The sequence below is a fragment of the Streptomyces sp. GL_140 genome (genome assembly GCF_057834465.1).
The window spans coordinates 6,552,995-6,566,824 of record NZ_CM174404.1 but is presented as its reverse complement, the minus strand read 5'-3'; the positions used below and the strand labels follow the sequence as shown (position 1 = coordinate 6,566,824).

Below are 13,830 nucleotides of genomic sequence, written 5' to 3'. Positions count from 1 at the left end.
GATCACCTGCCCTTCCACTGGGGCGGCCGCTTCCCGGTGAAGGCCGCGTGGAACTCCCGGTAGTCCTCGCCGTTCATCAGCAGCGCCTGCGTGTTCGCGTCCAGCTCCACCGACGCGGCGAGCGGCATGTCCAGCTCGGCGGTCAGCAGCGCCTTGGTCTGCGCGTAGGCGAGTGCGGGACCCGCGGCGAGGTGCGCGGCGAGCTCGGCGGCCCGCACGGAGGCCTTGCCCTCCTCGGTGACCTCGCTCAGCAGCCCGATCCGCTCGGCCTCCGGGGCCCTGACCTGCTCCCCCAGCATCAGCAGCCGGGTGGCGTGCCCGAGGCCGACGACCCGGGGCAGCAGGTACGCGGCGCCCATGTCCCCGCCGGAGAGGCCGACCCGGGTGAAGAGGAAGGCGAAGCGGGCGGTGGGGTCGGCGATCCGGAAGTCGGCGGCGAGCGCGATGACGGCTCCGGCTCCGGCGGCGACCCCGTGCACGGCGGCGATCACCGGGAAGGGGCATTCGCGCAGGGCGCGCACCACCTGGCCGGTCATCCGGTTGAAGTCGAGGAGCTGGGCGGTGTCCATCGCGAGGGTGGCGCCGATGATCTCGTCCACGTCGCCGCCGGAGCAGAAGCCGCGCCCTTCGCCGCCGAGCACGAGGGCGCGTACGGAACGCTCCCGGGACAGTTCGGCGAGCAGATCGCGCAGGTCGGCGTAAGCGCCGAAGGTGAGCGCGTTCAGCTTTTCGGGGCGGTCGAGGGTGACGGTGGCGACGCCGTCCTGCCGGTCCACCCGCAGGTGGCGCCACCGTTCGGTCGCTGCTGTGGAACCAAGGAAGGGGCTCACGTTCCCGAAGGTATCACCGGACCGTGACTGCCGTCACAGAAACGCAACACCTCTGCGTCCACAGATCCCGGACCTCTGCCGCGCGGAAATCGGCCACACGCACCGAAGGTCCCGAACAGCTGGTGGCCCTGGTCCCTTGCGATCGCGCCGGGGTGCCCTACGAAGAGACATTTCCACTTCGTATCGTTGAAAGCAGGATTTCCCGTCGCATCACCCACTACGAGCCCTCGACCCCGCAACCCCACGGAACGGACGGTCCTGCCTTGCCCGAAGCCTCCGACCTCCCCCACCCCCGCGACGCGCACGCCTGGCGGATCGCCCTGCCGCACTCGGCCGCGGCCGTACCGATCGCCCGCGCCCTGATACGTACCGCCCTCGCCGACATCGAAGCGCCCGCCGACAGCGACACCGCGGAGCTGCTCACCGCCGAGCTGGTCGCCAACGCCGTCGAGCACACCCCCGGCGACGCCCCGATCGAACTCGTCGTGGAGCTGCTGGCGAACGGCTGCCAGGTCGAGGTCCACGACGGGGATCCGCACGCCCCCGCCGACCTCACCGCCGCCCGCCCGGACGACGCCCACCCCGACCCCTGGCAGGAGCACGGCCGCGGCCTGCTGCTGATCCGGACCCTGAGCTCGGCCTGCGGCCACCGCCGCACCCCGCACGGCAAGGCGGTGTGGTTCACCCTGCCGGCCCGGCCCGCCGTCTAGGCCGGCCGACGGCCCTACCGGCGGTCCGCAGCGCGGCCCGACCCGTACCGCCGCCGACGCATGACTATGCGCCGGGCTTCGCGAGCGTCGCGACGAGGACGGCCTTGATGGTGTGCAGCCGGTTCTCGGCCTCGTCGAAGACCACCGAGTGCGCGGACTCGAACACCTCGTCCGTGACCTCCAGCGAGTCCAGCCCGTGCCGCTCGTGGATCTCCCGGGCCACCTTGGTGCCGAGGTCGTGGAAGGCCGGCAGGCAGTGCATGAACTTCACGTCCGGATTCCCGGTGGCGCGCAGCACGTCCATGGTGACGGCGTACGGGGCCAGGGCCTCGATCCGCTCGTCCCAGACCTCCTTGGGCTCGCCCATGGAGACCCAGATGTCGGTCAGGACGAAATCCGCCTGGCCCACCCCCTCCGCCACGTCCTCGGTGAGCGTGATCCGGGCGCCGCTCGCGGCCGCGAGCTCGCGGGCCGCGGCCACCACCGACTCGGCCGGCCAGTAGTGCCTCGGCCCGACGATCCGTACGTCCATGCCCAGCAGCGCGCCTGTGACCAGGTAGGAGTTGCCCATGTTGAAGCGGGCGTCGCCCAGGTAGGCGAAGGCGATCCGCTCCAGCGGCTTGGCGCAGTGCTCGGTCATCGTGAGCACGTCGGCCAGCATCTGGGTGGGGTGCCAGTCGTCGGTGAGGCCGTTGAAGACGGGCACGCCGGCGTGGGCGGCGATCTCTTCGACGGTGTCCTGCGCGTCGCCCCGGTACTCAATGCCGTCGAACATCCGGCCCAGGACCCGCGCGGTGTCCCGGACCGATTCCTTGTGGCCCATCTGGGAGCCGGAGGGGTCGAGGTAGGTGGTGTGGGCACCCTGGTCGGCGGCGGCGACCTCGAAGGCGCAGCGCGTGCGCGTCGAGGTCTTCTCGAAGATCAGGGCGATGCTCTTGCCCTGGAGGTGGCGCTGCTCGGTCCCGGCCTTCTTGGCCGCCTTGAGTTCGGCGGCGAGCTCGACCAGGCCGCGGAACTCGGCGGCGGTGAAATCGAGCTCCTTGAGGAAACTGCGGCCGACGAGGTCGGTGGCCATGGGGACTCCAGAGTCACGGTGACAGGACTTTGGAAGTCTATACGACACCCTGCATTGATATACATACAGATCCGTGTGGTGTTCGACTCGGGTCCGGGTCCGGCAGATCCGAAAGGGAGGGACGGCCCGGCCTAGAAGGTTGCTGAAGATCTTGTTGTGGGGCTGTCCGGCCGTGGGCCGGGCGGCCCCTTTCGCTATGTGGTGGCTGGGGCGAGACGCCAGGTGTGGCCGGTCCGGGTGAGTCCGAGGTTGATCAGTCGGCGGAGGTTGAGGACGGCGGCGCGGTGGTGGAGCCAGACGCTGTTGGCGATGACGCCCCGGTGCGGGACTCGTCGGTTGCCTTTGCCGACGAGCCAGGCGATGGCGCGTTCGACCGGTGGCCGCCATCGGCGGTATTCGTTCTGCCAGGCCGGGTCGGTGGCCGCCTGTGCTCGGGCCGCGGCCAGCAGCTCGTGCTGGGGATGGACGTTCACGGTGCGTCCGGTCTTGGAGGCTGTGCAGCGTTCCCGCAGGGGGCAGTCGGTGCAGCCGCGCTTGAACTGGGCGGTGCGGGCGCCGTCCGCTTTGACCCGCCCGAGGTTGGCGGTGTGTCCCGCGGGGCAGGTCGCGGTGCCGGCCGCCTGGTCGATGTGGAAGTCGTCGATGGTGAAGCCGCCGGGGACGGCCCGCCGCATCGGCGGCGGCTTGATCACCAGAGTGTGGCCGGCGGCCTGCAGCTGCTCGCGCAGTTCACCGGTGCCGTAGGCGCAATCGCCGAGCACGGTTAACCCGTCGTCTTCCCCCTCCAGCAGATCGGCGGCGACGGAGGCCTCGTGATTGCCGGGACCATAGCCGCCGGTCAGGGCGACCGCGGTGAACAGCCCGGTCTCCGGCTCGAAGGACACATGCCCTTTGAAGCCGTCCTGGTGGCGGGTGCGGTTCTTGTGGATGTGACGGGCGTCGGGATCGACGGTCGATACGATCCGGTCCGGCGCTGTGCGCTTCGCGATGCGCCAGCGGCCGTCGCGGCCGTCGGAATCCTCGGCAGGCTCGACGTCCTGGCCAGCGACCAGGGCCAGCAGGCCCACCGCGTTCGCTGCCTTCTCGCCCAGTTCCTCCTCGGGCAGGTGCCCGAGGAGGTTGAAGGCGTCGGTCACCAGCGCGTCGACCAGCGCGGCGCGGGCCGCCTCATCGTTCCAGGCGATCTTCGGCTTGCCCGGATCGGTGTAGTCGTGCGCCGAGCACCACGCCGCGGCCGTCTCCTGGCCGCCGGGGACCTCGCGGATCACCCGGCGGATCGCGGAGATGATCTGGGTGACGGTGTCCTGGGTGGCCACCGCGTCATCGAGCACGGTGGAGTCCAGCGCCCGTCGCTGCTTTCCCTTGAGTACGCCGGTCGCGGCCACGACCTCTTTGACCGTGGTGAAGATCCGCATCGGATCGGCCGAAGTACGCAGACGGCGCCGAAAGTACGTCAGCAGCGACGGATCGAAGGCCATGTCATACAGGCCAAGCCCGCAGGCGGCCTTCCACCGCAGGTCACACCGCAGTTCCTGAACGGCCTCAAAGTCCGACAACCCCTGCAGACTCTGCAGCACCACCGTCGCGGCCAGCACCTGCGGCGGCAGACTCGGACGGCCGTTGGACGAGGGATACATGTCGGCGAAGGTCCCCGCCGGGAACGGTGCCTCGCGATGCTCGGCCAAGAATGCGAACACACTCCCCGCCGGGATCAACTCCCGGCAGGTCTCCCACACATCCGGCCCGACCGTCTCCCCGGCCCATTCCCCCTGCATGCCTACAAGACTGGCCCCGACTCGACCGAGCCGGGGCCAGAACCCGAGATTTTCAGCAACCTTCTAGACGGCGTCCCGCTCCACCGGGCAGCTCATGCAGCGCGGTCCGCCCCGTCCCCGCCCCAGCTCGCTGCCCGGGATCTCGATGACCTCGATGCCCTCCTTGCGCAGGTAGGTGTTGGTCGTGACGTTGCGCTCGTACGCGACGACCACGCCCGGCTCCACCGCCAGCACGTTGCAGCCGTCGTCCCACTGCTCGCGCTCCGCCGCATGCACGTCCTGGGTGGCCGTGAGCACCCGGATCGAGTCCAGCCCGAGCGCGGCGGCGACGGCCCGGTGCATGTGCTCCGGCGGATGGTCGGTCACCTTCAGCTCGCTCGCGCCGTCGCCCGGCTCGATCGTGTAGGAGCGCAGCATGCCCAGGCCCGCGTACTGGGTGAACGTATCTCCGTCCACCATCGTCATCACCGTGTCCAGGTGCATGAACGCCCGCCGCTTCGGCATGTCGAGCGCCACGATCGAGGTGGCGGAACCGGCGGCGAACAGCCCGCGCGCCAGCATCTCCACCGCCTGCGGTGTGGTCCGCTCGCTCATCCCGATCAGCACGGCCCCGTTGCCGATGACCAGGACGTCACCGCCCTCGATGGTCGAGGGGTAGTCGGCCTGCCCCTGCGACCAGTAGTGGAAGGCGCCGGAGGTGGTGAAGAGCGGGTGGTGCTTGTAGATCGCCTCGAAGTGCACGGTCTCGCGCTGCCGGGCCGGCCAGCGCATCGCGTTGATGGAGACCCCGTCGTAGATCCAGGCCGAGGTGTCCCGGGTGAAGAGGTGGTTGGGCAGCGGCCCCAGCAGGAAGCCGTCGAGTTCAAGGGCGTGGAAGCGGACGGACACCGGCTCCGCGTGCCGCTCCAGGAACTCCCTCTTGGTCATCCCGCCCACCAGCGCCTCGGCCAGCTCCGCCGAGGACAGCGAGTCGAAGACCGAGCGCAGGTGGTCGGCGGCGAGCGGCCCGTACTCCTTCTCGTCGAAGACCCGGTCCAGTACGAGGTGTCTCGCCTCCGGGATGTCGAGGGCCTCGGTGAGCAGGTCCCCGAAGAGGTGGACGGCCACACCCCGGTCGCGCAGTACGTCGGCGAAGCCGTCGTGCTCCTGGCGGGCCCGGCGCACCCACAGCACGTCGTCGAAGAGCAAGGCGTCCTTGTTGCTCGGTGTGAGCCTTTTCAGCTCCAGGTCGGGCCGGTGGAGGATGACGCGGCGAAGCCGCCCGGTCTCGGAATCGACATGGAATCCCATGCCGTACACGTTCGCAGACCGGGCGGCTTTTTGACGCGGCGTCGGACGAGCCGGATCGGACCGGCCCGTTGGGGACCGGTCTGTTCAGCGCAGGCCGAGGAGGGCCTCCGGGGTTCCCGTGAGCTCCGGGCCGGCCAGACCCAGCGCGGGGGTGGTCACGTTCGGCAGCCCGTAGTTGGACCCGTCCGGCATGCTCAGAGGGGCGCCGAGGATCAGGCCGGGGGTGCGGGTGTGCACGGTGGTCGCGGGCGCGCCCACGGAGCCCTCGCCGTCCGTCTCGGGCCGGCCGGCCAGGTTCGGCACCGGGGAGGTGACGAGGGTGTCCCCGAGGTCGGTGGCGATCGGCACGACCGGGAGCAGCGGGGTCGGCAGCAGGTCGCCCGTGTGGTGCACGGGCGCCTGCGGGGCGCCGACGACCGGCACCGGCACCCCGGTGGCAATGTGCGGGACGTCCACGCCGAGCGTGGTGCGCACCGCGTCCAGGGGGACACCCACGGGCACCGCGTCGGCCATGGCCGGGGTGGCCGCGCCGGCCGCTGCCATACAGGTCATGAGTGCCGCAATGCTTCCGCGCGCGGTCATCTTCATAGGTGACGTTCCGTCCTTCCAGGGGTCGCGGACATTCCGCTGCCCTGGATGAACGATCCCGCCGGTGGTTTTCCCGGAGTTCTCGGCGAAAGTTCCCCCATACGACCTAATGACCGGCCGTACGGGGGCCCTTCCTTGACGCCGTCAGAGCCTCGGGTCCACCGGCTCCGACTCCAGCGCGAGGACGGCGAAGACCGCCTCGTGGACCCGCCACAGCGGCTCCTCGGCCGCCAGCCGGTCCAGGGACTCCAGCCCGAGCGCGTACTCGCGCAGGGCGAGCGAGCGCTTGTGCCCGAGGTGGCGCTGGCGCAGCCGCTCCAGGTGGTCCGGACGCGTGTACTCGGGACCGTAGATGATCCGCAGGTACTCGCGGCCGCGCACCTTCACTCCCGGCTGCACGAGGCGGCCCTTGCCGTCCTTGGCGTACGCCTGGAGCGGCTTGACGACCATGCCCTCGCCGCCGGCGGCCGTCAGCTCCAGCCACCAGTCGGTGCCGGCCCGTACGGACGCCTCGTCGGCCGGGTCCACCAGGATCCGGCCGGTGCGGCGCAGCAGGCCCGTGCCGGAGGCCTCGTCCGCGGCGACGAGGCGGTCCAGCCAGAACAGCTGCTCGTCGTGGGGTACGGCCGCCAGCGAACGCCCGGCCGCCGCCAGCAGCTGGAACGGGGCGAACCGTACGCCGTCCAGCCCGTCGGTGGTCCAGCAGTAGCGCCGGTAGGCGTCGGTGAACTTCGCCGCGTCGGCGGCCCGCCCGCGCTGGCGCTCCAGGAGCTCCCCGGTGTCGACGCCCCGCCCGGCGGCGGCCTCCAGAGCGGCCAGCGCCTCGGGGAAGACCGCGGCCGAGGCCGCGCCCACGGCGGCGTACTGGCTGCGCAGCAGACCGCCGGACTTCAGCGACCAGGGCAGCAGTTCGCCGTCGACGAGCAGCCAGTCGGTGTCCAGCTCCTCCCAGAGCCCGGCGTCGGTGACGGCCGCGCGGAGCCGGGTGAGGACCTCCTCGGTGACCTCCGGGTCCTTGAAGAAGGGCCGTCCGGTACGGGTGTAGACGGACCCGGTGGGGCCCTCGACCCCGAAGCGCTCGCGGGCCGCGTCTGCGTCCTTGCAGATCAGCACGGTGGCGCGGGAGCCCATGTGCTTCTCCTCGCAGACGACCTGGGCGATGCCGTCCTTGCGGTACTGCGCGAAGGCCTCGGCCGGGTGCTCCAGGTAGCCCTCGGTCTGCGAGGTCGCGGTGGGCGCCATGGTCGGCGGGAGGTACGGCACCAGGCGCGGGTCCACGGCGAAGCGGCTCATGACCTCCAGGGCGGCGGCCGCATTCTCCTCGCGGACGTTGACGTTGCCCAGGTGCCGGGTCTCCACGACCCGGCGGCCGTGGACGTCGGCGAGGTCGAGCGGCCGGCCATCGTGGCCGCCCGGCACCTCGGCGACGAGCGGCTTGACCGGCTCGTACCAGACCTTCTCGGCCGGTACGTCGACCAGTTCGCGCTCGGGCCAGCGCAGGGCGGTCATCCTGCCGCCGAAGACGGCTCCGGTGTCGAGGCAGATGGTGTTGTTGATCCAGCTGGTGTCCGGGACCGGGGTGTGGCCGTAGACGACCACGGCCTTGCCGCGGTAGTCCTCGGCCCACGGGTAGCGCACGGGCAGGCCGAACTCGTCGGTCTCGCCGGTGGTCTCCCCGTACAGGGCGTGCGAGCGCACCCGGCCGGAGGTGCGGCCGTGGTACTTCTCGGGCAGACCCGCGTGACAGACGACCAGCTTGCCGCCGTCGAGCACGTAGTGGCTGACGAGGCCCTGGATGAAGGTGCGGACCTCCTGGACGAACTCCTCCGGCTCGTGGCTCAACTGCTCGATGGTCTCGGCGAGCCCGTGGGTCTGCTGGACCTTGGACCCCTTGAGGTAACGGGCCAGCTTGTTCTCGTGGTTCCCGGGCACGCACAGGGCGTTGCCGGCCCCGACCATGCCCATCACCCGGCGCAGTACGCCGGGGCTGTCCGGGCCCCGGTCGACGAGGTCGCCGACGAAGACGGCGGTGCGGCCCTCGGGGTGGGCGCGGTGGCCGCCGTCCCGGTAGCCGAGCTTGTCGAGCAGGGTCTCCAGCTCGGAGGCGCAGCCGTGGATGTCGCCGATGATGTCGAAGGGGCCGGTGAGGTGGGTGAGGTCGTTGAAGCGCTTCTCCAGCACCACCTCGGCCGAGTCGGCCTCCTCGGGCGTGCGCAGCACGTGCACCTTGCGGAAGCCCTCGCGCTCCAGCCCGCGCAGGGAGCGCCGCAGGTCGCGGCGGTGGCGCTGGATGACGGCCCGGGGCAGCCCGGCCCGCTCGGAGCGGGCGGCGTTGCGCTCCGCACAGACCTCCTCGGGCATGTCGAGGACGATCGCTATGGGCAGGACGTCGTACTCGCGGGCGAGCTGGACCAGCTGGCGGCGGGACTCGGCCTGGACGCTGGTGGCGTCGATGACGGTGAGCCGGCCCGCGGCGAGGCGCTTGCCCGCGATGTAGTGCAGGACCTCGAAGGCGTCCTTGCTGGCGCTCTGGTCGTTCTCGTCGTCGGCGACGAGCCCCCGGCAGTAGTCGGAGGAGATGACCTCGGTGCCCTTGAAGTGCTTGCGGGCGAAGGTGGACTTGCCGGATCCGGTGGCCCCGATCAGCACGACGAGGGACAGGTCGGTGACGGGAAGTACGCGCTTGCGGTCGGTGCGGATGCCGGTGCCGGTGCCCGTGCTGATGTCGGTCTCGGTGGTCATGCTGCCTCGCCCTCCTTCGGGGTGTCGGTGGTGATGCCGGCGGCGGTGCCGGTGCCCGTACCGGTGCTGGTGCCGGTGAGCTGAGTGAAGACGGCCATCTGCGTCGGCGGCCCGACCTCCGGATCGTCGTCCCCCACGGACACGTACGCGACGGCGTAGCCGTGCCGGGCGGCGACCCGGTCCGCCCAGGACCGGAACTCCTCGCGGGTCCACTCGAAGCGGTGGTCGCCGTGCCGGACGTGCCCGGCGGGCAGGGACTCCCAGCGGACGTTGTACTCGACGTTCGGGGTGGTCACCAGGACCGTGCGCGGTCGGGCCGAACCGAACACCGCGTACTCCAGGGCGGGCAGCCGCTCCAGGTCAAGGTGCTCGATGACCTCGCTGAGCACGGCCGCGTCGTAGCCGGCGAGCCGCTTGTCCGTGTACGCGAGCGAACCCTGCATCAGGTGCACGCGGGAGCTCTGCCGCTCCCCCATCCGCTCCAGCCGCAGCCGCCTCGCGGCGATGTTCAGCGCCCGGATGGACACGTCCACCCCGACGATCTCGGTGTACGCCGGGTCCTTGAGCAGGGCCTGCACCAGCTGGCCCTGCCCGCAGCCCAGGTCGAGGACGCGCGCGGCGCCGGCGGCCCGGAGCCCGTCGAGGATCGCGTCGCGGCGCTGGACCGCGAGCGGCACGGGCCGGGCCTCGGCCTCCTCGATGCAGCGGGCCTCGTCCACGGCGTTGTCGAGCTCCTCGACCTCGCTGCCGTCGGCCTCGGCGAGGCGGACCAGCTCCAGGCGCTCCAGGGCGTCCTGGGTCAGCCGCTTGTGACGGGCGAGGTAGCGGGAGGTGATCAGCCCGCTCTCGGGGTGCTCGGCGAGCCACCCCTCTCCGGCGCGCATCAGCTTGTCCACCTCGTCGGCGGCGATCCAGTAGTGCTTGGCGTCGTCCAGCACGGGCAGCAGGACGTACAGCCCGCGCAGCGCGTCGGCGAGGCGCAGCTCGCCCTCCAGGACGAGGCGCACGTACCGGGAGTCGCCCCACTCCGGGAACGTCTCGTCGAGCGGTACGGGCGTCACCTCCACGGAGTCCCAGCCCAGCGGGGCGAACAGCCGGCGCACCAGGTCCGGCCCGCCGCGCGCGGGCAGCGCCGGGATCTCCACGCGCAGCGGACGGACCTCGTCCGGCAGCTCGGGGCGGTTGACGCACTCGCCCTTGAGCGCGGTGCGGAACACTCCGCTGAGCGCCACCGCCAGCAGGGAGGAGGCGGCATAGGGCCGGTCGTTGACGTACTGCGCGAGGGCCGCGTCGGGCGTCCCGCCCCGGCCCTTGCCCTGTCCCTGGCCGCGCCGCACGAGCGCGACGGGATCGACCTCCAGAAGCAGGCCCGCCGTGCACCGTTCGGCCGTCGCTTCGGGGTAGAAGACGTGGGCGGTGCCGTGGGAGGTGGAGAACGCCTGCGCCTTCCCGGGATGCTTGTGCAGCAGAAAGCCCAGGTCGGTGGCGGGTCGTTCGGGGGAGCCGGTGGTGGAGATCGTCAGGAACACGTGATCGATTGTCCTTGGTCAGGACTGGCGGGCGCGCCCCATTTTCCGCCGCCCCGTTTCCCACCGGGCCCGGGGACGCCTACCGTCGAAGCATGAGCGGCATCGTCGTCGTGTACGAGCTCGACCGGCCGGCCGAAGGATCCGTCCTGCGGGTGCACGCCGCACCCACCGCCCCGGGAGCCGGCCCCGAGCGCGGCCCCAGGACCGTGTGCGGCAAGGACACCTTCGCGATGGAGACGGCCGCCTGGAACCCGTCCGAGCACCCGGGCACCTGGTGCCCGCCGGACTACGCGGACCTGGCGTGCCCCGGCTGCGAGGCCGTGATGAGCGAGGACTAGGGGCCTGTCGAGGGTCAGGCGGTCCCCTCCGGATCCCGGGCGGCGGCCAGCTCCGCGATGCGGTCCGGGCCGACGCGGCAGCAGCCGCCGATGAGGCGGGCTCCGGCGCGGCGCCAGGCTTCCACGGGCCAGGGCACCGGCGCGGGCGGGTACCGCCAGGTCCCGGTGGCGGCTTCCCAGACCGAGCCGTCGTTGGGGTAGGCCAGCAGCGGCTTGGCGGTGACGGACGCCGCCGCATCGAGGGCCGGCAGCACATCGGCGGGGTCGCAGCAGTTGACCCCGACCGCGATGACCTGCGGGGATCCGGCGGCCAAGGCGAAGGCTCCGGCCAGCGGCCCGCCGGCCCGGGTCCGGCCGCCGGCCACCGTGTAGCTCAGCCAGGCGCGGGCTCCCGTTTCCGCGAGGACGCCGAGCAGGGCCTCGGCCTCCGTCTCGTCCGGGATGGTCTCCAGGGCCAGTACGTCGGGGCCAGCGGCGAGCAGCGCCTCGATCCGGGGGCGGTGGAAGGCCGCCAGCTCCCGCACGCTCAGGCCGTACCGGCCCCGGTACTCGGAGCCGTCCGCCAGCACCGCCCCGTACGGGCCCACGGACGCGGCGACCCACACCTCGTGGTCCGCCGCCCGGGCCGCCGCGTCGGCGAGGCGCACGCTGCGCCGCAGCAGGCCCGTCGTGCGCGCCCGGCCGTAGCCGTGCCGGGCGAAGGGTGCGTACGCCACCTGGTAGCCGGCGGTGATCAGCACCTCGGCGCCGGCCTGCGCGTACGCGGCGTGCGCGGCCGCGACCTGGTCCGGCCGCTCGGCGAGCACCCGGCCCGTCCAGAGGCCGCCGGACAGGTCGCAGCCCTGGTCGGCGAGTTGATTGCTCAGCCCGCCGTCCAGGAGCAGGGCCGGTGCGCCGGGGCCGCGGCCGGTCAGGGCCTCGGCCAGCGGTGCGGACGCGCGGGGCACGGTTCTGCCGCCTCCGTCAGCCGAGCTGGGACAGGACCTGGGCCGAGATCAGCTCCAGGTGGTCCAGGTCGTCGAGGTCGAGCAGCTGGAGGTAGAGGCGGGAGGAGCCGACGGCCCCGTACTCGCCGATCCGCTGCACCACCTCGGCCGGGGAGCCCGCCAGGCCGTTGGCCTTGAGCTCGTCCACGTCCCGGCCGATGGCGGCGGCCCGCCGGGCCACCTCGGCGTCGTCCTTGCCCACGCACACGACGAGGGCGTTGGAGTAGACGAGGTCGTCGGGCTTGCGCCCGGCTTCCTCGGCCGCCGCCCGGACCCGGCCGAACTGCCGCTCGCTGTCCGGGATCGAGGCGAAGGGCATGTTGAACTCGTCCGCGTACTGCGCGGCGAGGCGCGGAGTGCGCTTCGCCCCGTGGCCGCCGATCAGGACGGGGATCCTGGCCTGGGCGGGCTTGGGCAGCGCCGGGGAGTTCTCCACCTGGTAGTGGGTGCCCGCGTAGTCGAAGGAGGCGCCGACCTCGGTGGCCCACAGGCCGGTGACGATCGCCAGCTGCTCCTCCAGCCGGGCCAGGCGCTCCGCCGGGAAGGGGATTCCGTACGCCTTGTGCTCCTCCTCGAACCAGCCCGCGCCCAGACCCAGTTCGACGCGGCCGCCGGACATCTGGTCGACCTGGGCGACCTGGATCGCGAGCACGCCGGGCAGCCGGAAGGTACCGGCCGTCATCAGCGTGCCCAGCCTGATCCGCTTGGTCTCGCGGGCCAGGCCGGCGAGGGTGATCCAGGCGTCCGTGGGGCCGGGCAGGCCGTCGGCCGATCCCATGCGCAAGTAGTGGTCGGAGCGGAAGAACGCGTCGAAGCCGAGGTCCTCGGTGGCCTTGGCGACGCTCAGGAGGGTGTCGTAGCTCGCGCCCTGCTGGGGCTCTGTGAAGATACGGAGATCCATGCCCCCATCCTGCCCCTTCGACCCCGGCCGGGTGAATCTGAGCCGGGCGGGCGGCCCGCCGCCGCCCCCGCCAGTGACCAGCCCGGACGGGGATCGTTTGCTCGGACGGAGCCGGACCGCCCGGCCCGCGCGCCGGCGGCCCTCGCCGGTGCGTCCACCGCCCCCTTCCGCCTTGGAAGGGCCAGGGCCGAGGAGGCCGCCATGTCCCAGGAGTCGGAGCCGGATCCCCACCGACAGGCCGGGCAGGCCGGACAGATCGAGCAGACCGGGCAGGCAACACACGACCACGCACGTCAGGAGCCCGCGGTACCCGCCCAGGGCGGCGCGCCGAAGGGCCTGCTCCAGCAGATGGAAGAGCTGATGGCGGCGCTGAACGCCGACCTCTCGCAGCTCGACGCCGACCTCCAGTCCTCCACGGACCGCGCCCCGGAGAGCGAGCAGCGTCCGTCCTCCTGGTCGTACTGACCTCACGGGTCCCGCCGCACGCGGCGGGACCCCACCTCGGCGCCCCGTACCGATCACCCGCGCCGACCACCCGGGCCGGTCCCCGGGCTCAGGCCACCCCGGACGCGGAGCCCCGCTCGCGCACGGTCATCCGGCGCAGGATCGCCCGTACCCGGTCGCTCGACTCGTCGGCCGCGTCTATCGACTCTATGCACTGCCAGTACAGACCTTCGTCGTCCGTACCGCAGGCCACCCCGACGAGCGCTATGCCCACTTCGCCCAGGAGCGCCTGGAGCCCGAGCAGCGCCTGTCGCGCATCCGTCACTTCGGTCAACTGCGCTGCTCGCGGCGGGAGATCGGGCGCATAGCCCTCTCCACGCAATGCCGCCCGGTCGAGCACCCCGCAGCCTCTGCCCCCCGCTTCACCCAGCCCCCGTGCCTCCGATCTCAGCTCCGGCGGCCCGGTGACCGCCAGCCAGCTCCCTATCCCCTGTGCGAGCGCCTGTGCCTGCCAGGCCTCGCCCACGATGTCCCACGCAGCCCCGCTCTGTGCCAGCGCGTGCCGGCCGGCTGCGATGAGCCGTACCGCATCCATATGCCGTCCCCCGTCCGCACGACATCC

The 13,830-nt window shown here is 72.1% G+C and carries 13 protein-coding genes; 3 read left to right on the top strand and 10 right to left on the bottom strand.

From position 1 onward, the window contains the following. Nucleotides 1-2: 2 nt before the first annotated feature. Complete coding sequence (locus tag AC3IYJ_RS30805; protein WP_489397783.1) at nucleotides 3-830, bottom strand: enoyl-CoA hydratase family protein; 828 nt, start codon at nucleotides 828-830, stop codon at nucleotides 3-5. A gap of 263 nt (nucleotides 831-1,093) precedes the next feature. On the opposite strand from AC3IYJ_RS30805, the gene AC3IYJ_RS30800 reads away from it, so the two are divergent. Beyond that, a complete protein-coding gene (locus AC3IYJ_RS30800) occupies nucleotides 1,094-1,540 on the top strand; it encodes an ATP-binding protein (protein ID WP_489397782.1) in 447 nt (148 codons plus the stop codon). Nucleotides 1,541-1,604: 64 nt separating this feature from the next. On the opposite strand, the gene argF is transcribed toward AC3IYJ_RS30800, so the two are convergent. The 6 genes from argF to AC3IYJ_RS30770 all read right to left on the bottom strand — a co-directional run bounded on the left by argF (nucleotide 1,605) and on the right by AC3IYJ_RS30770 (nucleotide 10,539). Continuing rightward, nucleotides 1,605-2,615 (bottom strand): ornithine carbamoyltransferase, encoded by a 1,011-nt coding sequence (gene argF, locus AC3IYJ_RS30795; RefSeq protein WP_489397781.1) that lies wholly within the window; start codon nucleotides 2,613-2,615, stop codon nucleotides 1,605-1,607. A gap of 194 nt (nucleotides 2,616-2,809) precedes the next feature. Next, complete coding sequence (locus tag AC3IYJ_RS30790) at nucleotides 2,810-4,390, bottom strand: IS1182 family transposase (protein WP_489397780.1); 1,581 nt, start codon at nucleotides 4,388-4,390, stop codon at nucleotides 2,810-2,812. A 63-nt stretch (nucleotides 4,391-4,453) separates the two neighbouring features. Next, a complete protein-coding gene (locus tag AC3IYJ_RS30785; protein ID WP_489397779.1) occupies nucleotides 4,454-5,680 on the bottom strand; it encodes an arginine deiminase in 1,227 nt (408 codons plus the stop codon). An 84-nt stretch (nucleotides 5,681-5,764) separates the two neighbouring features. Beyond that, nucleotides 5,765-6,232, bottom strand: a complete 468-nt coding sequence (locus tag AC3IYJ_RS30780) for a hypothetical protein (protein WP_489397778.1) — start codon at nucleotides 6,230-6,232, stop codon at nucleotides 5,765-5,767. A gap of 180 nt (nucleotides 6,233-6,412) precedes the next feature. Then, entirely contained in the window at nucleotides 6,413-9,010 is a 2,598-nt protein-coding gene (locus AC3IYJ_RS30775) for a polynucleotide kinase-phosphatase (RefSeq protein WP_489397777.1), read from the bottom strand. Then, a complete protein-coding gene (locus AC3IYJ_RS30770; RefSeq protein ID WP_489397776.1) occupies nucleotides 9,007-10,539 on the bottom strand; it encodes a 3' terminal RNA ribose 2'-O-methyltransferase Hen1 in 1,533 nt (510 codons plus the stop codon). The genes AC3IYJ_RS30775 and AC3IYJ_RS30770 overlap by 4 nt, the downstream gene beginning before the upstream one ends. A 92-nt stretch (nucleotides 10,540-10,631) precedes the next feature. Between AC3IYJ_RS30770 and AC3IYJ_RS30765 the strand changes: the two genes are divergently transcribed. After that, nucleotides 10,632-10,877 (top strand): hypothetical protein, encoded by a 246-nt coding sequence (locus tag AC3IYJ_RS30765; RefSeq protein WP_489397775.1) that lies wholly within the window; start codon nucleotides 10,632-10,634, stop codon nucleotides 10,875-10,877. A gap of 14 nt (nucleotides 10,878-10,891) precedes the next feature. On the opposite strand, the gene mmuM is transcribed toward AC3IYJ_RS30765, so the two are convergent. Continuing rightward, a complete protein-coding gene (gene mmuM / locus AC3IYJ_RS30760; RefSeq protein WP_489397774.1) occupies nucleotides 10,892-11,824 on the bottom strand; it encodes a homocysteine S-methyltransferase in 933 nt (310 codons plus the stop codon). 16 nt (nucleotides 11,825-11,840) lie between these two features. Continuing rightward, on the bottom strand, nucleotides 11,841-12,764 hold the full coding sequence (locus tag AC3IYJ_RS30755) for an LLM class F420-dependent oxidoreductase (protein ID WP_489397773.1): 924 nt from the start codon (nucleotides 12,762-12,764) through the stop codon (nucleotides 11,841-11,843). A 255-nt stretch (nucleotides 12,765-13,019) separates the two neighbouring features. On the opposite strand from AC3IYJ_RS30755, the gene AC3IYJ_RS30750 reads away from it, so the two are divergent. Next, nucleotides 13,020-13,229 (top strand): hypothetical protein, encoded by a 210-nt coding sequence (locus AC3IYJ_RS30750; protein WP_489402975.1) that lies wholly within the window; start codon nucleotides 13,020-13,022, stop codon nucleotides 13,227-13,229. An 88-nt stretch (nucleotides 13,230-13,317) separates the two neighbouring features. Here the strand turns inward: AC3IYJ_RS30750 and AC3IYJ_RS30745 are convergent, their stop codons facing one another. Then, nucleotides 13,318-13,803 carry a DUF6099 family protein gene (locus AC3IYJ_RS30745; RefSeq protein ID WP_330299103.1) on the bottom strand — a complete coding sequence of 162 codons (486 nt, stop codon included), beginning with the start codon at nucleotides 13,801-13,803 and terminating at the stop codon, nucleotides 13,318-13,320. Nucleotides 13,804-13,830 lie beyond the last annotated feature (27 nt).

Bases quoted from the DNA above. Each gene is read 5' to 3' on its own strand.
- argF (WP_489397781.1), bottom strand. From the start codon at position 2,615: ATGGCCACCGACCTCGTCGGCCGCAGTTTCCTCAAGGAGCTCGATTTC.
- AC3IYJ_RS30790 (WP_489397780.1), bottom strand. From the start codon at position 4,390: ATGCAGGGGGAATGGGCCGGGGAGACGGTCGGGCCGGATGTGTGGGAG.
- AC3IYJ_RS30785 (WP_489397779.1), bottom strand. From the start codon at position 5,680: ATGGGATTCCATGTCGATTCCGAGACCGGGCGGCTTCGCCGCGTCATC.
- AC3IYJ_RS30780 (WP_489397778.1), bottom strand. From the start codon at position 6,232: ATGACCTGTATGGCAGCGGCCGGCGCGGCCACCCCGGCCATGGCCGAC.
- AC3IYJ_RS30775 (WP_489397777.1), bottom strand. From the start codon at position 9,010: ATGACCACCGAGACCGACATCAGCACGGGCACCGGCACCGGCATCCGC.
- AC3IYJ_RS30765 (WP_489397775.1), top strand. From the start codon at position 10,632: ATGAGCGGCATCGTCGTCGTGTACGAGCTCGACCGGCCGGCCGAAGGA.
- AC3IYJ_RS30755 (WP_489397773.1), bottom strand. From the start codon at position 12,764: ATGGATCTCCGTATCTTCACAGAGCCCCAGCAGGGCGCGAGCTACGAC.
- AC3IYJ_RS30745 (WP_330299103.1), bottom strand. From the start codon at position 13,803: ATGGATGCGGTACGGCTCATCGCAGCCGGCCGGCACGCGCTGGCACAG.